The sequence below is a fragment of the Saccharothrix sp. S26 genome, assembly GCF_021390395.1.
In the GTDB taxonomy this organism is placed as follows: domain Bacteria; phylum Actinomycetota; class Actinomycetes; order Mycobacteriales; family Pseudonocardiaceae; genus Actinosynnema.
In genome coordinates this window covers 102088-122655 of record NZ_JAJUWT010000027.1, presented here as the reverse complement: position 1 = coordinate 122655, position 20568 = coordinate 102088, and the positions used below count along the sequence as shown (strand labels likewise).

The window sequence follows — 20568 nt, the reverse complement described above, 5'->3', positions numbered from 1 at the left end:
TGGGATGTCGCCTGCGGACCTGGGGCGCTGTGCACGTACTTTCGGCGGTGCCGAGAGCGGCGACACGCCCGACCTCGGGTGCAGAGAGGGACCAAGTAAACAGGGCTCGTCGCCCACGCGGCGGGCACGTAAAGGGAAGAAGCAGCCGGCGTATGCCAACGATCCAGCAGCTGGTCCGCAAGGGCCGGCAGGACAAGGTCGCCAAGCAGAAGACCGCGGCGCTCAAGGGCAGCCCGCAGCGGCGCGGTGTGTGCACCCGCGTCTACACGACCACGCCCAAGAAGCCGAACTCGGCTCTGCGCAAGGTCGCCCGCGTGAAGCTGACGAGCGGTATCGAGGTCACGGCTTACATCCCCGGTGAGGGCCACAACCTCCAGGAGCACTCGATGGTGCTCGTGCGCGGCGGTCGTGTGAAGGACCTCCCCGGTGTCCGCTACAAGATCATCCGCGGTTCCCTCGACACGCAGGGCGTGAAGAACCGCAAGCAGGCTCGCAGCCGGTACGGCGCGAAGAAGGAGAAGAGCTGATGCCCCGCAAGGGACCGGCCCCGAAGCGGCCGCTGATCTCCGACCCGGTCTACAGCTCTCCGCTGGTGACCCAGCTCATCAACAAGGTGCTGGTCGACGGCAAGCGCTCCGTGGCCGAGCGGATCGTGTACGGCGCCCTCGAAGGTGCCCGCGAGAAGACCGGCACGGACCCGGTCGTCACGCTCAAGCGCGCGCTCGACAACGTCAAGCCCGCCCTCGAGGTGAAGTCCCGCCGCGTCGGTGGCGCCACCTACCAGGTGCCGGTCGAGGTGAAGCCGGGCCGCTCCACCACGCTCGCGCTGCGCTGGCTGATCACCTTCTCCCGGCAGCGCCGCGAGAAGACCATGATCGAGCGCCTGATGAACGAGCTGCTCGACGCGAGCAACGGCCTGGGCGCGAGCGTCAAGCGCCGCGAGGACACGCACAAGATGGCCGAGTCCAACAAGGCCTTCGCCCACTACCGCTGGTGATGTGACGCCCCGCCGGTTCCCCGAGGACCGGTGGGGCTCTCCCAGCCCTAGTGAGCCTGCTACCCAGCTAGCTCAAGACAGGGGAAGACACCCGTGGCACAGGACGTGCTCACCGACCTGGCCAAGGTCCGCAACATCGGGATCATGGCCCACATCGACGCGGGCAAGACCACGACGACCGAGCGGATCCTGTTCTACACCGGGATCAGCTACAAGATCGGCGAGGTCCACGACGGCGCCGCGGTCATGGACTGGATGGAGCAGGAGCAGGAGCGCGGCATCACGATCACGTCGGCCGCGACGACCTGCTTCTGGAAGAACCACCAGATCAACCTGATCGACACGCCGGGCCACGTCGACTTCACCGTCGAGGTGGAGCGCAACCTCCGCGTCCTCGACGGCGCCGTTGCCGTGTTCGACGGCAAGGAGGGCGTCGAGCCCCAGTCCGAGCAGGTCTGGCGCCAGGCGACCAAGTACGACGTCCCGCGCATCTGCTTCGTCAACAAGATGGACAAGCTCGGCGCGGACTTCTACTTCACCATCCGCACCATCTCCGAGCGCCTCGGCGCGAAGCCGCTGCCGATCCAGATCCCGATCGGCGCGGAGAGCGACTTCATCGGCGTCGTCGACCTGGTCGAGATGCGCGCGCTGACCTGGCGCGGCGAGGTCCAGAAGGGCGAGGACTACACCGTCGAGGAGATCCCCGCGGACCTCCTGGAGCGGGCGCAGGAGTACCGCGAGCAGCTCATCGAGGCCGTCGCCGAGACCGACGACGCCCTGATGGAGTCCTACCTCGGTGGCGAGGAGCTCACGGTCGAGCAGATCAAGACGGGCATCCGCAGGATCGTCGCGGAGGGCACCGCGTACCCGGTGCTGTGCGGCTCCGCGTTCAAGAACAAGGGCGTGCAGCCCATGCTCGACGCGGTGATCGACTACCTGCCGTCGCCGCTGGACCTGCCGCCGGTCGAGGGCACGCTGCAGGACGGCGAGACGCCGGCCTTCCGCAAGGCCGACAGCACCGAGCCGTTCTCCGCGCTCGCGTTCAAGATCGCCGTGCACCCGTTCTTCGGCAAGCTCACCTACATCCGGGTCTACTCGGGTCGGGTGGCCTCCGGCACCCAGGTCATCAACTCGACCAAGGACCGCAAGGAGCGCATCGGGAAGATCTTCCAGATGCACGCCAACAAGGAGAACCCGGTCGACGAGGCCATCGCCGGTCACATCTACGCCGTGATCGGTCTGAAGGACACCACCACCGGTGAGACGCTGAGCGACCCGCAGGCGCCCATCGTGCTGGAGTCGATGACCTTCCCCGAGCCGGTCATCCAGGTGGCGATCGAGCCCAAGACGAAGGCCGACCAGGAGAAGCTGGGCACCGCGATCCAGAAGCTGGCCGAGGAGGACCCGACGTTCCGGGTCAACCTGGACCAGGAGACCGGCCAGACGATCATCGCCGGCATGGGCGAGCTCCACCTGGACATCCTGGTGGACCGCATGCGCCGCGAGTTCAAGGTCGAGGCCAACATCGGCAAGCCGCAGGTGGCGTACCGGGAGACGATCCGCCGCAAGGTGGAGAAGTACTCCTACACCCACAAGAAGCAGACCGGTGGTTCCGGCCAGTTCGCGAAGGTCCTCATCGACCTGGAGCCGCTGGAGAAGAACGAGGACGGCGCTCTCTACGAGTTCGTCAACGCGGTCACCGGTGGTCGCATCCCGCGGGAGTACATCCCGTCCGTGGACGCGGGCGCGCAGGACGCGATGCAGTACGGCGTGCTGGCGGGCTACCCGCTGGTGGGCGTCAAGCTGACGCTGGTCGACGGCGCCTACCACGAGGTCGACTCGTCGGAAATGGCGTTCAAGATCGCGGGCTCCATGGCGCTCAAGGAAGCCGCGCGGCAGGCGAGCCCGGCGATCCTGGAGCCGTTGATGGCGGTCGAGGTCACCACGCCCGAGGAGTACATGGGCGACGTGATCGGCGACTTGAACTCCCGCCGTGGCCAGATCCAGGCCATGGAAGAGCGCAGCGGCACCCGCGTCGTCAAGGCGCTGGTCCCGCTGTCGGAGATGTTCGGGTATGTCGGCGACCTGCGGTCCAAGACCCAGGGTCGCGCGAACTACTCGATGACCTTTGACTCCTACGCCGAGGTTCCCGCGAACGTCGCGAAGGAGATCATCGCGAAGGCGACGGGCGAGTAACCCCAACCGGAGCACCGCAGCACCACGCGGGCTCTCCGGGGGGATGCCCCGGGGTCCGCACAACCGACCCTGACGTGAAGCTCGGCGGGTGGGAACCCGCCCGCCGGGCTAAGCAATAGAAGTCCAGGAGGACATTCCAGTGGCGAAGGCGAAGTTCGAGCGGACGAAGCCGCACGTCAACATCGGCACCATCGGTCACATCGACCACGGTAAGACGACGCTGACGGCTGCGATCTCCAAGGTCCTGCACGACAAGTACCCGGACCTGAACCCCTTCACGCCGTTCGACCAGATCGACAAGGCGCCGGAGGAGAAGCAGCGCGGCATCACGATCTCGATCGCGCACATCGAGTACCAGACCGACAAGCGCCACTACGCGCACGTCGACTGCCCCGGTCACGCCGACTACATCAAGAACATGATCACCGGTGCGGCGCAGATGGACGGCGCCATCCTGGTGGTCGCGGCGACCGACGGCCCGATGCCGCAGACCAAGGAGCACGTCCTCCTGGCCCGCCAGGTCGGTGTGCCCTACATCGTGGTCGCGCTGAACAAGGCCGACATGGTGGACGACGAGGAGATCCTGGAGCTCGTCGAGCTCGAGGTGCGCGAGCTGCTCTCCGAGTACGAGTTCCCCGGTGACGACCTGCCGGTCGTCCGCGTCTCCGCGCTGAAGGCGCTGGAGGGCGACGCCGAGTGGGGCGAGAAGCTCATCGGCCTCATGGACGCCGTGGACGAGAACATCCCGGAGCCCGAGCGCGAGGTCGACCGGCCGTTCCTGATGCCGGTCGAGGATGTGTTCACCATCACCGGTCGTGGCACCGTGGTGACCGGCCGCATCGAGCGCGGCATCATCAAGGTCAACGAGGAAGTCGAGATCGTCGGCATCAAGGAGCAGTCGCGCAAGACGACTGTCACCTCGATCGAGATGTTCAAGAAGTTCCTCGACGAGGGCCAGGCGGGCGACAACGCCGCCCTGCTGCTGCGCGGCATCAAGCGCGAGGAGGTGGAGCGCGGCATGGTGATCGTGAAGCCGGGCACCACGACCCCGCACACCGAGTTCGAGGCGCAGGTCTACATCCTGTCCAAGGACGAGGGCGGCCGCCACACGCCGTTCTTCAACAACTACCGCCCGCAGTTCTACTTCCGCACCACCGACGTGACCGGCGTCGTGACCCTCCCCGAGGGCACCGAGATGGTCATGCCGGGCGACACCACCTCCATGTCCGTGAAGCTGATCCAGCCGATCGCCATGGACGAGGGCCTGCGGTTCGCCATCCGCGAGGGTGGCCGCACCGTCGGCGCGGGTTCGGTCACCAAGATCCTCAAGTGACCTGGCTCTAAAACTCACCCCCCGATTTGGTCTGCGCACCCTCGTGTGCGACCATTGACGGGTTGCTCGTCGGGGCGGCCGGTTCGAGTTCTGGACTCGGCCGCCCCGCCACGAGCGGGGTTTGATCGAGCAAGACAATCCCACAGGTTTCATCAGTGGGACCGGTCTATGGGTTGGGGCGCGACACGCCCGACCGCGTGGACCGGGCACCGTGACACCGCTCGGTGTCAGTCCTGAATAGGGGGCGGAGCGCGCCGGAGGTCCCGTGACCTCGTGCAAGGTGCCCGCACCGCAGCGGTACTAGAAGCAGAGGAACGGCAAGCCATCATGGCGGGACAGAAGATCCGCATCCGGCTCAAGGCCTACGACCACGAGGCGATCGACGCGTCCGCGCGCAAGATCGTCGAGACCGTGACGCGCACCGGCGCTCGGGTCGTCGGGCCTGTGCCGCTGCCCACTGAGAAGAACGTTTACTGCGTCATCCGCTCGCCGCACAAGTACAAGGACTCGCGCGAGCACTTCGAGATGCGCACGCACAAGCGTCTGATCGACATCCTCGACCCGACGCCGAAGACGGTGGACGCGCTCATGCGCATCGACCTGCCGGCGAGCGTCGACGTCAACATCCAGTAAGCGTTGGACGCGGCAGTGTTGATCCCATTTGGGGCGGAGAGTAACGAGACCCATGTCTGACAGGCAGGTTAAGGGCCTCCTGGGCACCAAGCTCGGCATGACTCAGGTCTTCGACGAGAACAACCGGATCGTTCCGGTGACCGTCGTCAAGGCCGAGCCGAACGTGGTCACCCAGGTTCGGACCCAGGAGAACGACGGCTACTCGGCCGTGCAGCTGGCCTTCGGCGCGATCGACCCGCGCAAGGTCAACAAGCCCGTCGCGGGCCACTACGCCAAGGCGGGCGTCACGCCCCGCCGCCACCTGGCGGAGCTGCGCACCACGGACGCGTCCGAGTACACGGTCGGCCAGGAAATCACCGCCGAGGTCTTCGAGGCCGGCGCGGTGGTCGACGTGGTCGGCACCAGCAAGGGCAAGGGCACCGCGGGTGTCATGAAGCGCCACGGCTTCCGCGGCCTCGGCGCGAGCCACGGCACGCAGCGCAAGCACCGCTCCCCGGGCTCCATCGGCGGCTGCGCCACGCCCGGCCGCGTGTTCAAGGGCCTGCGGATGGCCGGTCGGATGGGCCACGTCCGGGTGACCACCCAGAACCTGAAGGTGCACCGCGTGGACGGCGAGTCCGGCCTGCTGCTGATCAAGGGCGCCGTGCCCGGCCCCAAGGGCGGCACCGTGTTCATCAAGACCGCTGCGAAGGGTGGTGCCTGATCATGACTTCCGTTGAGATCCGCACCCCGGCCGGCCAGTCCGACGGCTCCGTCGAGCTGCCCGCCGCGATCTTCGACGCGCAGGCGAACGTGTCGCTGCTGCACCAGGTCGTCGTGGCCCAGCTGGCCGCGGCCCGCCAGGGCACGCACGCCACCAAGACCCGCGGCGACGTCCGCGGCGGTGGCAAGAAGCCGTACCGGCAGAAGGGCACCGGTCGCGCCCGCCAGGGCTCGACCCGCGCGCCGCAGTTCGCCGGCGGTGGCACGGTCCACGGCCCGCAGCCGCGTGACTACACCCAGCGCACCCCCAAGAAGATGAAGGCCGCCGCCCTGCGTGGCGCCCTCTCCGACCGGGCGCGTGCCGGCCAGGTCCACGTGGTGACGGGCTTCGTCGAGGGCGACGCGCCGTCGACCAAGTCGGCCCGCAAGGTGCTGGAGTCGGTGACCGAGGCCCGCCGCGTGCTGGCCGTGCTGCTGCGCACCGACGAGGTTTCGTGGGTCAGCCTGCGCAACCTGCCGCACGTGCACATCATCGCGCCGGACCAGCTCAACACCTACGACGTGCTGGTCAACGACGACGTGGTGTTCACCAAGGACGCGCTCGACGTGTTCCTGGCGAGCAAGGCCCAGCACGGGCAGGGTTCCGCCGAGGCCACCGCGACGTCGTCCGACGCCGACGAGGAGGCCGCGAAGTGATCCCCGACCACCGGGACATCCTGCTCGCGCCGGTCATCTCCGAGAAGTCCTACGGGCTGCTCGAGGAGAACAAGTACACCTTCGTGGTGGCTCCCGGCTCGAACAAGACCCAGATCAAGATTGCCGTGGAGAAGGTCTTCGGCGTCAAGGTCGTCAGCGTCAACACGATCAACCGCCAGGGCAAGCGCAAGCGGACCCGCACGGGATACGGCAAGCGCAAGGACACCAAGCGCGCCATCGTGACGCTGTCCGCCGAGAGCAAGCCGATCGAGATCTTCGGCGGCCCGGCCGCCTGATGACGACGAGGACTGCGTAGAGATGGGCATTCGCAAGTACAAGCCGACGACCCCCGGTCGTCGCGGTGCGAGCGTCTCCGACTTCGCCGAGATCACTCGGACGACGCCGGAGAAGTCGCTGATCCGCCCGCTGCACGGCCGTGGTGGTCGCAACGCGTCGGGCAAGATCACGACGCGGCACAAGGGTGGCGGTCACAAGCGGGCTTACCGCCTGATCGACTTCCGCCGCACCGACAAGGACGGCGTGCCGGCCAAGGTCGCTCACATCGAGTACGACCCCAACCGCACCGCGCGCATCGCGCTGCTGCACTACCTCGACGGCGAGAAGCGCTACATCATCGCCCCGTCGAAGCTGCAGCAGGGCGACATGGTGGAGAACGGCCCGAAGGCTGACATCAAGCCGGGCAACAACCTGCCGCTGCGCAACATCCCGGTCGGCACCGTGATCCACGCGATCGAGCTCCGCCCCGGCGGCGGCGCGAAGATCGCCAGGTCCGCGGGCGCCAGCGTGCAGCTCGTCGCCAAGGACGGCCCCTACGCCCAGCTGCGGATGCCCTCGGGCGAGATCCGCAACGTGGACGTCCGGTGCCGCGCCACGGTGGGCGAGGTCGGCAACGCCGAGCACCAGAACATCAACTGGGGCAAGGCCGGCCGCATGCGCTGGAAGGGCCGCAAGCCCACGGTGCGTGGTGTCGCCATGAACCCGGTCGACCACCCGCACGGTGGTGGTGAGGGCAAGACCTCCGGTGGTCGCCACCCGGTGAACCCGGCCGGCAAGCCCGAGGGTCGCACCCGCCGCCGCAACAAGCCAAGCGACAAGCTCATCGTCCGGCGTCGTCGCACCGGTAAGAAGCGCTGAGCAGGGAGGGAGTGAAGGATGCCTCGCAGCCTTAAGAAGGGCCCCTTCGTGGACGACCACCTGCTCAAGAAGGTGGACGTCCTCAACGAGTCGGGCAAGAAGACCGTCATCAAGACCTGGTCCCGCCGGTCGACGATCATCCCCGACATGTTGGGCCACACGATCGCGGTGCACGACGGCCGCAAGCACGTGCCGGTGTTCGTGACGGAGGCGATGGTCGGGCACAAGCTCGGCGAGTTCGCCCCGACCCGCACGTTCAAGGGCCACATCAAGGACGACCGGAAGTCGCGCCGTCGCTAGGCGACGAACTAGAGGAAGAGCAAGGGGAAGCAGCGATGAACGCCCGTAACGAAGCCGAAGCGCCGGAGTTCCCGCGCGCCGTGGCTCGGGCTCGCTACGTCCGTGACACGCCCATGAAGGTGCGTCGCGTCGTCGAGCTCATCAGGGGTCGTAGCGCCAGCGAGGCCCTGGCCGTGCTCCAGTTCGCGCCGCAGGCGGCATCTGAGCCGGTCCGCAAGGTGCTGCAGAGCGCCGTGGCCAACGCCGAGAACAACCTGTCCCTCGACCCCGACACCCTGTGGGTGTCGAAGGTCTACGTGGACGAGGGTCCGACCCTCAAGCGGTTCCGCCCGCGCGCCCAGGGCCGCGCCTACCGGATCCGCAAGCGGACGAGCCACATCACCGTCGAGGTGGAGAGCCGTCCGAAGAAGACCAGCGCGAAGGCCGGCGCTGACAGGAAGGGGGCTCGGTAGTGGGCCAGAAAATCAACCCGCACGGCTTCCGACTTGGTATCACCACGGACTGGAAGTCCCGCTGGTACGCCGACAAGCAGTACGCCGAGTACGTGGCGGAAGACGTCAAGATCCGCAAGCTGCTCTCCAAGGGCATGGAGCGGGCCGGCATCTCCAAGGTGGAGATCGAGCGCACCCGTGACCGGGTTCGCGTCGACATCCACACCGCCCGTCCGGGCATCGTCATCGGCCGCCGCGGCGCCGAGGCCGACCGCATCCGCGGTGAGCTGGAGAAGCTCACCAAGAAGCAGGTGCAGCTCAACATCCTCGAGGTGAAGAGCCCGGAGTCGGACGCGCAGCTCGTCGCGCAGGGCGTGGCCGAGCAGCTGTCCAACCGCGTGGCGTTCCGCCGCGCGATGCGCAAGGCCATCCAGTCGGCCATGCGTTCGCCCCAGGTGAAGGGCATCCGCGTGCAGTGCGGCGGCCGTCTCGGCGGCGCCGAGATGTCCCGCTCCGAGCACTACCGCGATGGCCGCGTGCCGCTGCACACGCTGCGCGCCGACATCGACTACGGCTTCTTCGAGGCCCGCACCACGTTCGGCCGGATCGGCGTGAAGGTGTGGATCTACAAGGGTGACGTGGTCGGTGGCATCAGCGCCAAGCGCGAGCGCGACGCCGCCCCGGCGGCCGACCGCGCGCCGCGTCGCGACCGCGCCGACCGCCCGAACCGGGCGCGTCGTTCCGGCGCCAGCGGCACCACGGCGACGAGCACCGAGGCCGGCCGGGCCGCTGCGGGCGACCAGGCCGCCGCACCGACCGAAGAGAAGACGGAGGGCTGAGTCGTGCTCATCCCGCGCAGGGTTAAGCACCGCAAGCAGCACCACCCCGGACGGTCCGGTGCTGCCAAGGGCGGCACGAAGGTCACCTTCGGCGAGTACGGCATCCAGGCTCTGGAGCCCGCCTACGTGACCAACCGGCAGATCGAGTCGGCTCGTATCGCCATCACCCGGCACATCCGCCGTGGTGGCAAGGTCTGGATCAACATCTTCCCGGACCGCCCGCTGACCAAGAAGCCCGCCGAGACCCGCATGGGTTCCGGTAAGGGTTCGCCGGAGTGGTGGGTGGCCAACATCAAGCCGGGTCGGGTGCTCTTCGAGATGAGCTTCCCGAACGAGGCTGTGGCCCGCGAGGCGCTGCGTCGCGCGATCCACAAGCTCCCGATGAAGTGCCGCATCGTTACGCGTGAGGGTGGTGAGTTCTGATGGCAGCGGGTACCACCGCTTCCGAGCTGCGTGAGCTCACCGAGGAAGAGCTCGTGCTGCGCCTGAAGGAGGCGAAGGAGGAGCTGTTCAACCTCCGCTTCCAGATGGCCACCGGGCAGCTCGACAACAACCGCCGCCTGCGCACGGTCCGGCACGAGATCGCCCGGATCTACACCGTGATGCGGGAACGGGAGCTGGGCCTCTCGGCCTCTCCCGACGCGGTTTCCACTGGTGAGGGTGCGGCATGAGCGAGAACAACGAAGTGACTACCGAGGTTCGCAACGACCGCAAGGTCCGCGAGGGCTACGTCGTGTCCGACAAGATGGACAAGACGATCGTGGTGGCGGTCGAGGACCGCACGAAGCACCGCCGGTACTCGAAGGTCATGCGCTCCACCACCAAGGTGAAGGCGCACGACGAGCAGAACACCGCCGGCATCGGCGACCGCGTCCTGCTGATGGAGACGCGGCCGCTGTCGGCCACCAAGCGCTGGCGCCTCGTCGAGATCCTCGAGAAGGCCAAGTAAGCCCACAGAACGGGCACAGCCGACCGAGCCCGTCAGGTCGGAAATCTGGCGGGCCAGGAATGGTCAAGGAGCAGGTAAGTGATCCAGCAGGAGTCGCGGCTGCGCGTCGCCGACAACACCGGTGCGAAGGAAATCCTCTGCATCCGTGTTCTCGGTGGCTCGGGCCGCCGCTACGCGGGCATCGGGGACATCATCGTCGCGACGGTGAAGCAGGCCATCCCGGGTGCCGGCGTCAAGAAGGGCGACGTCGTCAAGGCGGTCATCGTCCGCACCGTCAAGGAGAAGCGCCGTCCCGACGGCTCTTACATCCGGTTCGACGAGAACGCCGCGGTGCTCATCAAGAACGACAACGAGCCGCGGGGCACCCGCATCTTCGGCCCGGTCGGTCGTGAGCTGCGCGACAAGAAGTTCATGAAGATCATCTCGTTGGCGCCGGAGGTGCTCTGACCATGAAGGTGAAGAAGGGCGACACCGTCGTGGTTATCGCCGGCAAGGACAAGGGTGCTCGCGGCAAGGTCATCCAGGCCTACCCCGCTGAGAACCGCGTCCTGGTCGAGGGCGTCAACCGCATGAAGAAGCACACCCGGATCACGCAGACCGAGCGCGGCGCGCAGTCGGGCGGCATCGTGACCCAGGAGGCTCCCATCCACGTGTCCAACGTGATGGTGGTCGACTCGGACGGCAAGCCGACCCGTGTGGGCTACCGGACGAACGACGAGGGCAAGCGGGTCCGCATTTCCCGTCGTAACGGGAAGGACATCTGATGACCACCGTTGAGAAGACCATGCCGCGGCTGAAGACCCGCTACCGCGAGGAGATCGTCGCCTCGCTGCGCGAGCAGTTCGAGTACGCCAACGTCATGCAGATCCCGGGCCTGGTGAAGGTCGTCGTCAACATGGGTGTCGGTGACGCCGCCCGCGACGGCAAGCTGATCGAGGGTGCCGTCAAGGACCTGTCGATCATCACCGGCCAGCGTCCCGAGGTCCGCCGGGCCCGCAAGTCCATCGCGCAGTTCAAGCTGCGCGAGGGCATGCCGATCGGCGCGCGCGTCACGCTGCGCGGCGACCGCATGTGGGAGTTCCTGGACCGCCTGCTGACGATCGCGCTCCCGCGCATCCGCGACTTCCGCGGCCTGTCGGGCAAGCAGTTCGACGGCAACGGCAACTACACGTTCGGCCTCAACGAGCAGTCGATGTTCCACGAGATCGACCCGGACGCCATCGACCGTCCCCGCGGTATGGACATCACCGTGGTCACGACCGCGACCAACGACGAAGAGGGCCGGGCGCTGCTGAAGCTCCTGGGCTTCCCGTTCAAGGAGAACTGATCATGGCCAAGAAGGCGCTGATCAACAAGGCCGCGGCCAAGCCGAAGTTCAAGGTGCGGGGTTACACCCGCTGCCAGCGTTGCGGTCGCCCGCACTCGGTGTTCCGCAAGTTCGGCCTGTGCCGGATCTGCCTCCGCGAGATGGCGCACCGGGGCGAGCTGCCCGGTGTGAACAAGTCCAGCTGGTAGATCCGGCTCGGCGGCAGGTTTTTTGACTCATCACTTCGCTGTAGGCCCGTCCACGACCAGCCGGCCGCGAGGCCGGCTCGGACCCTGGCTGGGGAACCGCAGCGAGAAAGGTTGACCAGGTCACCATGACGATGACCGACCCGATCGCAGACATGTTGACGCGTCTGCGGAACGCGAACTCGGCTTACCACGACAAGGTCGTGATGCCGCACTCGAAGTTGAAGGCCAACATCGCCGAGATCCTCAAGCGCGAGGGCTACATCGCGAGCTACCGCGATGAGCAGGGCGAGGTGGCCAAGAACCTGGTTATCGAGCTGAAGTACGGCCCGAACCGGGAGCGCAGCATCGCCGGCCTCCGTCGCGTGTCGAAGCCCGGTCTGCGTGTGTACGCGAAGTCGACCAACCTGCCGAAGGTGCTGGGCGGTCTGGGCGTCGCGATCATTTCGACCTCTGGCGGTCTGATGACCGACCGCCAGGCCAACAAGTCGGGCGTGGGCGGAGAAGTCCTCGCCTACGTCTGGTGAGGAAGGGGGACTAGGCAATGTCGCGCATCGGAAAACTGCCGATCACCGTCCCCTCCGGGGTCGACGTGAACATCGACGGCCAGGCTGTGAGCGTCAAGGGGCCCAAGGGCACCCTGTCGCTGACCATCGCCGAGCCGATCATCATCGAGAAGGCCGACGACGGCACCCTCGAGGTGAAGCGCCCGAACGACGAGCGTCGCAGCCGGTCGCTGCACGGCCTGTCGCGCACCCTGGTGCAGAACATGGTCGTGGGCGTGACCCAGGGCTACGAGAAGAAGATGGAGATCCACGGCGTCGGTTACCGCGTGGCGCTCAAGGGCTCCGACCTGGAGTTCGCGCTGGGCTACAGCCACCCGGTGAAGGTGGAGGCCCCCGCGGGCATCACCTTCGCGGTGGAGACCCCGACCCGGTTCTCCGTGTCCGGCATCGACAAGCAGCTCGTGGGCGAGGTCGCCGCCAACATCCGCAAGCTCCGCAAGCCCGACCCGTACAAGGGCAAGGGCGTGCGGTACGCGGGCGAGAAGATCCGCCGCAAGGTCGGAAAGACGGGTAAGTGACATGAGCGAGACTGCAACGAAGCGCAAGCCGGTGGGCAAGGACATCTCGACCACTCGCCGCATCGCCAAGACCCGCCGTCACTTCCGCCTCCGCAAGAAGGTCAGCGGCACCGCGGAGCGCCCGCGCCTGGTGGTGCACCGGTCGTCGAAGCACATCACCGTGCAGATCATCGACGACCTCGCCGGCCACACCCTGGCGGCGGCGTCCTCCGTGGAGGCGGACGTCCGGTCGATCGACGGCGACAAGAAGGCCCGTGCGGCGAAGGTCGGCCAGCTGGCCGCCGCCCGCGCCAAGGACGCCGGGATCACCAAGGTGGTCTTCGACCGCGGCGGCAACGCCTACCACGGTCGGATCGCCGCTCTGGCCGATGCCGCCCGTGAGGCGGGGCTGGAGTTCTGACAATGCACATGAACCGAATTGAGAGGGACGCCTGATGCCAGGACGCACGCGTCGCGAAGGCGGCGGGGGCGAGCGCGGAGAGCGTCGCGACCGTCGTGACGGCGGCCGCGGCGGCGCGGCCCAGGAGAAGACCCCGCACCTGGAGCGCGTGGTTGCGATCAACCGCGTCTCCAAGGTCGTGAAGGGTGGTCGTCGCTTCAGCTTCACCGCGCTGGTCGTGGTCGGCGACGGTGACGGCATGGTCGGTGTCGGCTACGGCAAGGCCAAGGAAGTCCCGGCGGCGATCGCCAAGGGTGTGGAGGAGGCGAAGAAGAACTTCTTCCGCGTCCCCCGCATCGCGGGCACGATCCCTCACCCGGTGCAGGGCGAGAAGGCGGCCGGTGTCGTGCTGCTGCGCCCGGCGTCGGCCGGTACCGGTGTCATCGCCGGTGGCGCGGTCCGCGCGGTGCTGGAGTGCGCCGGCGTCCACGACGTGCTGAGCAAGTCGCTGGGCTCGGACAACGCCATCAACATCGTGCACGCGACCGTGGCGGCCCTGAAGGGCCTGCAGCGTCCCGAGGAGGTGGCCGCTCGCCGCGGTCTGCCCCTGGAGGACGTGGCCCCCGCCGGCATGCTCCGTGCCCGTGCAGGGGCGGTGTGACCATGGCGCAGCTCAAGGTGACCCAGGTCAAGAGCAGCATCGGTACCAAGCACAACCACCGTGAGTCCCTCCGGACCCTGGGGTTGCGCAAGATCCGCCAGTCGGTGGTCCGGGAGGACACGCCGCAGGTGCGCGGGCTCATCCACGCCGTGCGCCACCTGGTGGTCGTCGAGGAGGTCCAGTCGTGACCATCAAGATCCATGACCTGCGTCCGGCCCCCGGCGCCAAGACCGCGAAGACCCGTGTCGGTCGCGGTGAGGGCTCCAAGGGCAAGACGGCCGGTCGCGGCACGAAGGGCACCGGAGCGCGGAAGAACGTCTCGCCGCGCTTCGAGGGTGGCCAGATGCCGCTGCACATGCGCCTGCCGAAGCTGAAGGGCTTCCGCAACCCGTTCCGCACCGAGTACCAGGTGGTGAACGTGGGCGACCTCGCCCGGGTGTTCCCCGAGGGTGGTCGGGTGGACGTGGACGCGCTGGTCCACGCGGGCCTGGTGCGCAAGAACGAGCTCGTGAAGGTCCTCGGCGAGGGTGACCTGGACGGCGTCAAGCTCGACGTCGTGGCGAACAAGTTCTCCGGCAGCGCGGTCGAGAAGATCGCCGCCGCCGGTGGCACCACCACCGTGCTCTGACGCACGAAGCACTGCCGAACGGCCCCGGAGCCTCCCGCTCCGGGGCCGTTCGCGTGGCCGGGTGACGGTGGTTTGGGTGATTTGCACGGATGGGACGTTCCGGTCTGGGTTCGTGGGCAGGTCCGACGTGCACGTGAGACGGTCTCTTTTTGACGGTTGCCGGCCTGTCCCGCCGGCCGGGGCGGCTGGTGGGACGGCCGTTCGCGCAGGGCGTAAAAGCGGTTGGCGGGCCGGTTAGCGTGCTCGCATGTGGCTCGCGGTCTTCTTCGGCGCGTCGGTGCTCGTCGCACTGACGCCTGGCGCCAACAACCTGCTCGGGATGCACCACGGGGTCCACCACGGGCCGTTGCGGGCCGCCACGGCGCTCCTGGGCCGCCTTGCGGCCTTCTCCCTGATGGTCGGGGCCGTGGTCGCCGGGTTGGGGCCGATCCTGGCCGCGAGCCAGACCGCGCTCACCGTGATCAAGTGGGCCGGTGTCGCCTACCTGGTCTACCTGGCCGTGCGGATCCTGGTGGCGCGGGGCGGCGCCGAAACCCCGGCCGGGAAGGGCACGCCCCTGCGCAAGGAGTTCCTGGTGGCGATCACCAACCCCAAGGCGCTGCTGATCTTCACCGCGTTCGTGCCGCAGTTCGTCGACCCGGCCCGCGGCCCGATCCCGCTGCAGCTCGCCGCCCTCGGCGCGGTCTACCTGGCCGCCGAGGCGCTGGCCGGCACCGTGTACGTGGTGCTCGGCGCGGGCATCCGCAAGGCCGGGCTCACCCGGCGGGCCAAGGCCAGGCTGGACCGGGGCACCGCGGCCGTCCTGCTGGGCATGGCGGGCCTGCTGGCCACCAGTCGAACTTGATCCATTCGGGGGCTTGCCGGCGGCCGTAGCCGATCGGGTACGAAGTGTGAGGGAAGACTGACTACGGCGATCGGCCAGGCGACTGTTAAAGTCGCGGGCTGAACCCGGATGCCCTCCGGGTCGGTCGCGGCTATCCGTCGCTTCCGCCACCGTCGGCGATGGTCGACGGCATGTCCGCAAGACTGTGCCGGCAACACAGCCGGCACCGCAGGATGCCGACCCCAGTGGGGCGGCAACGCTGATGGAGGTTCGCGTGCTCGGCGCATTCCGCTCGGCTCTCGCGACGCCGGACCTACGCAAGAAGATCCTGTTCACACTCGGGATCGTCGTGGTGTACCGGTTGGGCGCCACCATGCCCGCGCCGGGCGTCTCCTTCAAGAACGTCAAACAGTGCGTCGAGCAGGTGGACCAGCAGGGGATCTACTCCCTGATCAACCTGTTCAGCGGCGGCGCGTTGCTGAACTTGTCGATCTTCGCGCTCGGCATCATGCCGTACATCACGGCGAGCATCATCATCCAGTTGCTCACCGTCGTGATCCCGCGGTTCGAGCAGCTGAAGAAGGAAGGGCAGGCGGGTCAGGGCAAGCTGACCCAGTACACCCGCTACCTGACCATCGCGCTGGCGGTCCTGCAGTCCACGGGCATCATCGCCCTGGCCGTGCGCGACCAGCTGTTCCAGAACTGCGACGTGCCCGTCATCCCCGACGAGAGCATCTTCAACCTGATCGTCCTCGTGGTCACCATGACCGCCGGCACGAGCGTGATCATGTGGCTCGGTGAGATCATCACCGAGAAGGGGATCGGCAACGGCATGTCGCTGCTGATCTTCACCGGCATCGCGGCCCGCATCCCGATCGAGGGCAAGATCATCCTCGACCGCGGTGGCCTGACCTTCTTCCTGGTCTGCGTCGCGGCCCTGCTGATCATCGCGAGCGTCATCTACGTGGAGCAGGCCCAGCGCCGCATCCCGGTCCAGTACGCCAAGCGCATGATCGGCCGCCGGATGTACGGCGGCACGTCGACCTACCTGCCGCTGAAGGTGAACCAGGCCGGTGTCATCCCGGTCATCTTCGCCTCGTCGCTGCTGTACCTGCCGGACCTCATCTCCAGGCTGACCGCCTCCACCGACGGTTCCGCCCCCAACTGGTGGGAGAGCTTCGTCGCCACCCACCTGGTCAGCCAGTCGAGCCCGGTCCACATCGCGCTCTACTTCCTGCTGATCGTCTTCTTCACCTACTTCTACGTCGGCATCACGTTCAACCCGGACGAGCGCGCCGACGAGATGAAGAAGTTCGGCGGGTTCATCCCGGGCATCCGGCCGGGACGTCCCACCGCCGAGTACCTCCGCTTCGTCTTGGGGCGGATCACGCTGCCGGGCTCGCTCTACCTGGGCATCGTCGCCATCCTGCCGAACCTGTTCCTCGACCTCACCGGTCAGGGCCAGAACCAGAACTTCCCGTTCGGCGGCACGGCGGTGCTGATCATGGTCGGTGTCGGCCTCGACACCGTGAAGCAGATCGAGAGCCAGCTCATGCAGCGCAACTACGAAGGGTTCCTCCGCTAGTGCGACTCGTTCTCGTCGGCCCGCCCGGTGCGGGCAAGGGCACCCAGGCCAAAACGCTCAGCCGTGAGCTCGGCGTGCCGCACATCTCCACCGGGGACCTGTTCCGCGCCCACATCAGCGAGCAGACCGATCTGGGCAAGGAAGTCCAGGAGTACCTGGACTCGGGCGAGTTGGTGCCGGACGAGGTGACCAACGAGATGGTGCGCGTCCGGCTCTCCCAGCCGGACGCCGCCAACGGCTTCCTCCTCGACGGCTTCCCGCGCAACACGGCCCAGGCGGGCGTGCTGGGCGAGATGCTGGCGGCCGAGGGCCAGAAGCTGGACGCGGTGCTGGAGTTCCGGATCGACGAGGACGTCGTGGTCGAGCGCCTGCTCGCCCGGGGTCGCACGGACGACAAGGAAGACGTGATCCGGCACCGCCAGCAGGTGTACCGGACGGAGACCGCGCCGCTGCTCGACTACTACGCCGACATCGTCGTGAGCATCGACGCGGTCGGCGAGGTCGACGAGATCAGCGAGCGCGCCCTCCGCGCGTTGCGCGACCTGAAGTGAGCGGTGGACTTGTCGATGCGCTGCGTCGGGTCGTCCAGGTCGTTCCCGGTCGGGATCGCATGATCGAGATCAAGAGCCGCGGCCAGCTCGAAGCCATGAGGGCTGCCGGGCTGGTCGTGGCGCGCACGCTCGCCCTGCTGGCGTCGCACGCGAAGGCGGGCGTCAGCACGGGCGAGCTGGACGAGCTGGCCGAGCAGAACATCCGCGACGCGGGCGCGATCCCGTCGTTCAAGGGCTACCACGGGTTCCCGGCGTCGATCTGCGCGTCGGTGAACGAGCAGGTGGTCCACGGCATCCCCAGCCGCACGCAGGTGCTGGCCGAGGGTGACCTGATCTCGATCGACTGCGGCGCGATCCTGGACGGGTGGCACGGCGACTCGGCGATCACCCTGCCGGTGGGGTCGGTGACCGACGCGGAGCTGAAGCTGTCCGAGGCCACGCGCGTGTCGATGCTCGCGGGCATCGAGGCGGCCGTGCCCGGTGGGCGGTTGAGCGACATCTCGTTCGCGATCGAGTCGGCGACCGTGCGGATGGGTGACGAGCACGGGATCGAGTACGGCATCGTCGAGGGCTACGGCGGGCACGGCATCGGCACGAAGATGCACATGGACCCGTTCCTGCCCAACCACGGCAAGCCCGGCAAGGGGCCCCGGTTGAAGGTCGGCATGGCGATCGCGATCGAGCCGATGCTGACGTTGGGGACCGAGCGCACGGTCGAGCTGGACGACGGGTGGACGGTCGTCACGGCGGACGGGTCGCGGGCGGCGCACTGGGAGCACTCGGTGGCGATCACGGACGACGGGCCCTGGGTGCTCACGGCGTTGGAAGACGAGTAAGACGGTCCTCGCCGGACGTGCAGGTCAGCAGTTCGACTCCGCCGGCCCGGTGATGCGGGCCGTTCCGAGGCTCGGAAGCGGGGGTCGGCCCCCTGGTCGGTGGTCGGTGGCGGCGGTGACGCAGCCTGTGCGGCCCGAGGACGTGAGGGCCTCCGACGCCGAACGTGAACTGGTCCGGCAGTGGCCGCACCGCGCGCACGCGGAGGGCGGCCTCGACCTCGCCGAGTTCGACGCGCGGGTGGTGGTCTGGTTGAGCGTCAGGCCGCCACGGTAACGCTGTTACAGTCGCGGGGAGGTGTGACGTGCGCGATTCCTTCACCCGTGCGGCTGACAACGATCGGGCGTTGGTCGCGCAGGAGTCGGGCCGGGCCCACGCCGAGGGCGGGTCGACCCTGGCCGAGTACGACGAGCGGAGTCGTGCGGTCCGCCGGGCGCGCACGTAGGCCGAGCTCAGCGCCCTGACGGCGGACCTGCCCCGGGATGCGCCCGTGGCGGTCGGGAGGCGGTCCGGGACGTTGGCGAGGGCGTTGACCTGGGCCTTGTTCTTGGCGACTGTGATCAACTTCCTCCTTTGGGGCATCATCGGCCTCTCCCTCGGCTAGGTCCTCCACCCCTGGTGGCTCTGGGTCGCCGGGCCCTGGGCCGTCCTCCTGCCGGCTCGATTTGGGGGTTCGAGCCGGCCCGCGTAGTATGGAGCGGTGGCGCATACGTCGCGCCGGTTCCGTCATGCCCGGGGATCTGTCCCCGCCGGCTGGCAAGGGTTCGCAAGGGCCTGGAGGAGTCGGGGTGCCGCGTGCCCGCACTCCGGAAGTAACACCCACCGTCACGAAACGCGGAGGACATGGGCAAGAAGGACGGGGCCATTGAGGTCGAGGGCCGCGTAGTCGAGCCGCTCCCCAACGCGATGTTCCGCGTCGAGTTGGAGAACGGTCACAAGGTCCTGGCACACATCAGCGGCAAGATGCGTCAGCACTACATCCGCATCCTCCCTGAGGACCGGGTTGTCGTGGAGCTCTCGCCCTACGACCTGTCCCGCGGGCGCATCGTCTACCGCTACAAGTGACCTCCGGCGCGCCCCAGCACGGGCGCGTCGGCTGACGCAGGAGAAGCTCAGGCGTGAAGGTCCAGCCGAGCGTCAAGAAGATCTGCGACAAGTGCAAGGTGATCCGCCGTCACGGCCGGGTCATGGTGATCTGCGAGAACCTGCGCCACAAGCAGCGCCAGGGCTGAGCGGAGCACGACCAGCACGAGTCGAGTCTTCACCGGACGCGACACCGAGTAAGCCTCTTCGCACCTGTCGCACGCACCACGTGCGGCACACCCCCGGACTCCAGGCCGGGGCCGGGACACCGGTCGTGAGAGCGATCGGACTGACGCAGCGAGTCAGTCCCGGGATCGGGCGAGGAGCAGACCTGGAGCGACACCACTGTTAGGAGCAAGCGCCGTATGGCACGACTCGCTGGCGTCGACCTCCCCCGCGAGAAGCGGTTGGAGATCGCGCTGACCTACATCTTCGGCATCGGGCGCACGCGGTCCAAGGAAGTGCTGACCGCCACCGAGCTGTCCCCCGACCTGCGGGTCAAGGACCTCGGCGACACCGACCTGGCGAAGCTGCGGGACTACATCGAGAACAACTTCAAGGTCGAGGGTGACCTCCGCCGCGAGGTTCAGGCCGACATCCGCCGCAAGATGGAAATCGGCACCTACCAGGGGCTGCGCCACCGTCGCAACCTGCCCGTCCGCGGGCAGCGCACCAAGACGAACGCGCGCACCCGCAAGGGTCCGAAGAAGACCGTGGCGGGCAAGAAGAAGGCCGGCAAGAAGTAAACCTCGCGTCTAGCAAGTAGGAGTTCACCCAGAAATGCCACCCAAGTCCCGCACGGGCGCCGGGGTCAAGAAGGTCCGGCGCAAGGAAAAGAAGAACGTCTCGCACGGCCAGGCGCACATCAAGAGCACGTTCAACAACACCATCGTGTCCATCACGGACCCGCTGGGCAACGTGATCAGCTGGGCGTCCGCCGGCCACGTCGGCTTCAAGGGCTCCCGCAAGTCCACGCCGTTCGCCGCGCAGATGGCCGCCGAGAACGCCGCCCGCAAGGCCGCCGAGCACGGCATGCGCAAGGTGGACGTGTTCGTGAAGGGTCCCGGCTCCGGCCGTGAGACCGCGATCCGTTCGCTGCAGGCCGCCGGTCTCGAGGTCGGCACCATCCAGGACGTGACCCCGCAGCCCCACAACGGCTGCCGCCCGCCCAAGCGGCGCCGGGTCTGAGGCACGGGG

At 67.8% G+C, this 20568-nt stretch carries 35 protein-coding genes; all 35 read left to right on the top strand.

Annotated features, from left to right (window positions below):
* The first annotated feature begins 152 nt into the window (after positions 1 to 152).
* The 35 genes from rpsL to rpsK all read left to right on the top strand — a co-directional run bounded on the left by rpsL (position 153) and on the right by rpsK (position 20559).
* Entirely contained in the window at positions 153 to 527 is a 375-nt protein-coding gene (gene rpsL / locus LZG04_RS35605) for a 30S ribosomal protein S12 (RefSeq protein WP_030473471.1), read from the top strand.
* A complete protein-coding gene (gene rpsG / locus LZG04_RS35600) occupies positions 527 to 997 on the top strand; it encodes a 30S ribosomal protein S7 (RefSeq protein WP_073885923.1) in 471 nt (156 codons plus the stop codon). The genes rpsL and rpsG overlap by 1 nt, the downstream gene beginning before the upstream one ends.
* A 93-nt stretch (positions 998 to 1090) precedes the next feature.
* Positions 1091 to 3193 (top strand): elongation factor G, encoded by a 2103-nt coding sequence (fusA, locus tag LZG04_RS35595; RefSeq protein ID WP_233825499.1) that lies wholly within the window; start codon positions 1091 to 1093, stop codon positions 3191 to 3193.
* 139 nt (positions 3194 to 3332) lie between these two features.
* Positions 3333 to 4526 carry an elongation factor Tu gene (gene tuf, locus LZG04_RS35590; RefSeq protein WP_233825497.1) on the top strand — a complete coding sequence of 398 codons (1194 nt, stop codon included), beginning with the start codon at positions 3333 to 3335 and terminating at the stop codon, positions 4524 to 4526.
* 327 nt (positions 4527 to 4853) lie between these two features.
* Entirely contained in the window at positions 4854 to 5159 is a 306-nt protein-coding gene (rpsJ, locus tag LZG04_RS35585) for a 30S ribosomal protein S10 (protein ID WP_003938093.1), read from the top strand.
* A 52-nt stretch (positions 5160 to 5211) separates the two neighbouring features.
* Positions 5212 to 5862: a 50S ribosomal protein L3 gene (gene rplC, locus LZG04_RS35580; protein WP_233825495.1), complete on the top strand. Its 651-nt coding sequence runs from the start codon at positions 5212 to 5214 to the stop codon at positions 5860 to 5862.
* A gap of 2 nt (positions 5863 to 5864) precedes the next feature.
* A complete protein-coding gene (rplD, locus tag LZG04_RS35575) occupies positions 5865 to 6557 on the top strand; it encodes a 50S ribosomal protein L4 (RefSeq protein ID WP_233825493.1) in 693 nt (230 codons plus the stop codon).
* On the top strand, positions 6554 to 6853 hold the full coding sequence (gene rplW, locus LZG04_RS35570) for a 50S ribosomal protein L23 (protein WP_073885918.1): 300 nt from the start codon (positions 6554 to 6556) through the stop codon (positions 6851 to 6853). The genes rplD and rplW overlap by 4 nt, the downstream gene beginning before the upstream one ends.
* Before the next feature lie 22 nt (positions 6854 to 6875).
* Positions 6876 to 7712, top strand: coding sequence for a 50S ribosomal protein L2 (rplB, locus tag LZG04_RS35565; protein ID WP_053715233.1), 837 nt, complete (start codon positions 6876 to 6878; stop codon positions 7710 to 7712).
* Between the two features lie 18 nt (positions 7713 to 7730).
* Positions 7731 to 8012, top strand: coding sequence for a 30S ribosomal protein S19 (gene rpsS, locus LZG04_RS35560; protein WP_015105260.1), 282 nt, complete (start codon positions 7731 to 7733; stop codon positions 8010 to 8012).
* Positions 8013 to 8047: 35 nt separating this feature from the next.
* Positions 8048 to 8464 (top strand): 50S ribosomal protein L22, encoded by a 417-nt coding sequence (gene rplV, locus LZG04_RS35555; protein WP_053715232.1) that lies wholly within the window; start codon positions 8048 to 8050, stop codon positions 8462 to 8464.
* The gene (gene rpsC, locus LZG04_RS35550) at positions 8464 to 9282 is read left to right on the top strand and encodes a 30S ribosomal protein S3 (protein WP_233825491.1); all 819 of its coding nucleotides are present in this window, start codon (positions 8464 to 8466) and stop codon (positions 9280 to 9282) included. Before rplV ends, rpsC begins: the two co-directional genes overlap by 1 nt.
* A gap of 3 nt (positions 9283 to 9285) precedes the next feature.
* Positions 9286 to 9705 carry a 50S ribosomal protein L16 gene (gene rplP / locus LZG04_RS35545; RefSeq protein WP_233825489.1) on the top strand — a complete coding sequence of 140 codons (420 nt, stop codon included), beginning with the start codon at positions 9286 to 9288 and terminating at the stop codon, positions 9703 to 9705.
* Positions 9705 to 9953: a 50S ribosomal protein L29 gene (gene rpmC / locus LZG04_RS35540; RefSeq protein WP_233825487.1), complete on the top strand. Its 249-nt coding sequence runs from the start codon at positions 9705 to 9707 to the stop codon at positions 9951 to 9953. The genes rplP and rpmC overlap by 1 nt, the downstream gene beginning before the upstream one ends.
* On the top strand, positions 9950 to 10231 hold the full coding sequence (rpsQ, locus tag LZG04_RS35535; RefSeq protein WP_233825485.1) for a 30S ribosomal protein S17: 282 nt from the start codon (positions 9950 to 9952) through the stop codon (positions 10229 to 10231). Before rpmC ends, rpsQ begins: the two co-directional genes overlap by 4 nt.
* Before the next feature lie 78 nt (positions 10232 to 10309).
* Positions 10310 to 10678 carry a 50S ribosomal protein L14 gene (gene rplN, locus LZG04_RS35530; protein ID WP_033436721.1) on the top strand — a complete coding sequence of 123 codons (369 nt, stop codon included), beginning with the start codon at positions 10310 to 10312 and terminating at the stop codon, positions 10676 to 10678.
* A 2-nt stretch (positions 10679 to 10680) separates the two neighbouring features.
* Positions 10681 to 10995, top strand: coding sequence for a 50S ribosomal protein L24 (gene rplX, locus LZG04_RS35525; protein WP_073885913.1), 315 nt, complete (start codon positions 10681 to 10683; stop codon positions 10993 to 10995).
* On the top strand, positions 10995 to 11558 hold the full coding sequence (rplE, locus tag LZG04_RS35520; RefSeq protein WP_233825483.1) for a 50S ribosomal protein L5: 564 nt from the start codon (positions 10995 to 10997) through the stop codon (positions 11556 to 11558). The genes rplX and rplE overlap by 1 nt, the downstream gene beginning before the upstream one ends.
* A 2-nt stretch (positions 11559 to 11560) precedes the next feature.
* Positions 11561 to 11746 carry a type Z 30S ribosomal protein S14 gene (locus LZG04_RS35515; RefSeq protein WP_033436724.1) on the top strand — a complete coding sequence of 62 codons (186 nt, stop codon included), beginning with the start codon at positions 11561 to 11563 and terminating at the stop codon, positions 11744 to 11746.
* A 125-nt stretch (positions 11747 to 11871) separates the two neighbouring features.
* Positions 11872 to 12270 (top strand): 30S ribosomal protein S8, encoded by a 399-nt coding sequence (gene rpsH, locus LZG04_RS35510; protein WP_233825481.1) that lies wholly within the window; start codon positions 11872 to 11874, stop codon positions 12268 to 12270.
* A 17-nt stretch (positions 12271 to 12287) separates the two neighbouring features.
* Positions 12288 to 12827, top strand: a complete 540-nt coding sequence (gene rplF, locus LZG04_RS35505; protein WP_233825479.1) for a 50S ribosomal protein L6 — start codon at positions 12288 to 12290, stop codon at positions 12825 to 12827.
* Position 12828: 1 nt separating this feature from the next.
* Positions 12829 to 13227 (top strand): 50S ribosomal protein L18, encoded by a 399-nt coding sequence (rplR, locus tag LZG04_RS35500; RefSeq protein ID WP_053715224.1) that lies wholly within the window; start codon positions 12829 to 12831, stop codon positions 13225 to 13227.
* A gap of 34 nt (positions 13228 to 13261) precedes the next feature.
* Positions 13262 to 13867 carry a 30S ribosomal protein S5 gene (rpsE, locus tag LZG04_RS35495; RefSeq protein ID WP_015105247.1) on the top strand — a complete coding sequence of 202 codons (606 nt, stop codon included), beginning with the start codon at positions 13262 to 13264 and terminating at the stop codon, positions 13865 to 13867.
* A gap of 2 nt (positions 13868 to 13869) precedes the next feature.
* Positions 13870 to 14055: a 50S ribosomal protein L30 gene (rpmD, locus tag LZG04_RS35490; RefSeq protein WP_033428588.1), complete on the top strand. Its 186-nt coding sequence runs from the start codon at positions 13870 to 13872 to the stop codon at positions 14053 to 14055.
* Entirely contained in the window at positions 14052 to 14495 is a 444-nt protein-coding gene (gene rplO, locus LZG04_RS35485; RefSeq protein ID WP_233825477.1) for a 50S ribosomal protein L15, read from the top strand. Before rpmD ends, rplO begins: the two co-directional genes overlap by 4 nt.
* A 247-nt stretch (positions 14496 to 14742) precedes the next feature.
* On the top strand, positions 14743 to 15339 hold the full coding sequence (locus tag LZG04_RS35480; protein ID WP_233825475.1) for a LysE family translocator: 597 nt from the start codon (positions 14743 to 14745) through the stop codon (positions 15337 to 15339).
* Positions 15340 to 15592: 253 nt separating this feature from the next.
* On the top strand, positions 15593 to 16903 hold the full coding sequence (gene secY, locus LZG04_RS35475) for a preprotein translocase subunit SecY (protein ID WP_233825473.1): 1311 nt from the start codon (positions 15593 to 15595) through the stop codon (positions 16901 to 16903).
* Positions 16903 to 17454: an adenylate kinase gene (locus LZG04_RS35470; protein ID WP_123745283.1), complete on the top strand. Its 552-nt coding sequence runs from the start codon at positions 16903 to 16905 to the stop codon at positions 17452 to 17454. Before secY ends, LZG04_RS35470 begins: the two co-directional genes overlap by 1 nt.
* Positions 17455 to 17513: 59 nt before the next feature.
* Positions 17514 to 18290 carry a type I methionyl aminopeptidase gene (gene map / locus LZG04_RS35465; RefSeq protein WP_233825471.1) on the top strand — a complete coding sequence of 259 codons (777 nt, stop codon included), beginning with the start codon at positions 17514 to 17516 and terminating at the stop codon, positions 18288 to 18290.
* Positions 18291 to 18405: 115 nt separating this feature from the next.
* Entirely contained in the window at positions 18406 to 18564 is a 159-nt protein-coding gene (locus LZG04_RS35460; protein WP_233825469.1) for a DUF1707 domain-containing protein, read from the top strand.
* Positions 18565 to 18592: 28 nt separating this feature from the next.
* Complete coding sequence (locus tag LZG04_RS35455) at positions 18593 to 18733, top strand: DUF1707 domain-containing protein (protein ID WP_233825467.1); 141 nt, start codon at positions 18593 to 18595, stop codon at positions 18731 to 18733.
* A 398-nt stretch (positions 18734 to 19131) separates the two neighbouring features.
* On the top strand, positions 19132 to 19353 hold the full coding sequence (infA, locus tag LZG04_RS35450) for a translation initiation factor IF-1 (RefSeq protein WP_005166804.1): 222 nt from the start codon (positions 19132 to 19134) through the stop codon (positions 19351 to 19353).
* Between the two features lie 53 nt (positions 19354 to 19406).
* Positions 19407 to 19520 (top strand): 50S ribosomal protein L36, encoded by a 114-nt coding sequence (rpmJ, locus tag LZG04_RS35445; protein ID WP_010148647.1) that lies wholly within the window; start codon positions 19407 to 19409, stop codon positions 19518 to 19520.
* Positions 19521 to 19736: 216 nt separating this feature from the next.
* A complete protein-coding gene (gene rpsM / locus LZG04_RS35440; RefSeq protein ID WP_233825465.1) occupies positions 19737 to 20117 on the top strand; it encodes a 30S ribosomal protein S13 in 381 nt (126 codons plus the stop codon).
* Between the two features lie 34 nt (positions 20118 to 20151).
* Positions 20152 to 20559, top strand: a complete 408-nt coding sequence (gene rpsK, locus LZG04_RS35435) for a 30S ribosomal protein S11 (RefSeq protein WP_015105236.1) — start codon at positions 20152 to 20154, stop codon at positions 20557 to 20559.
* Positions 20560 to 20568: the final 9 nt, after the last annotated feature.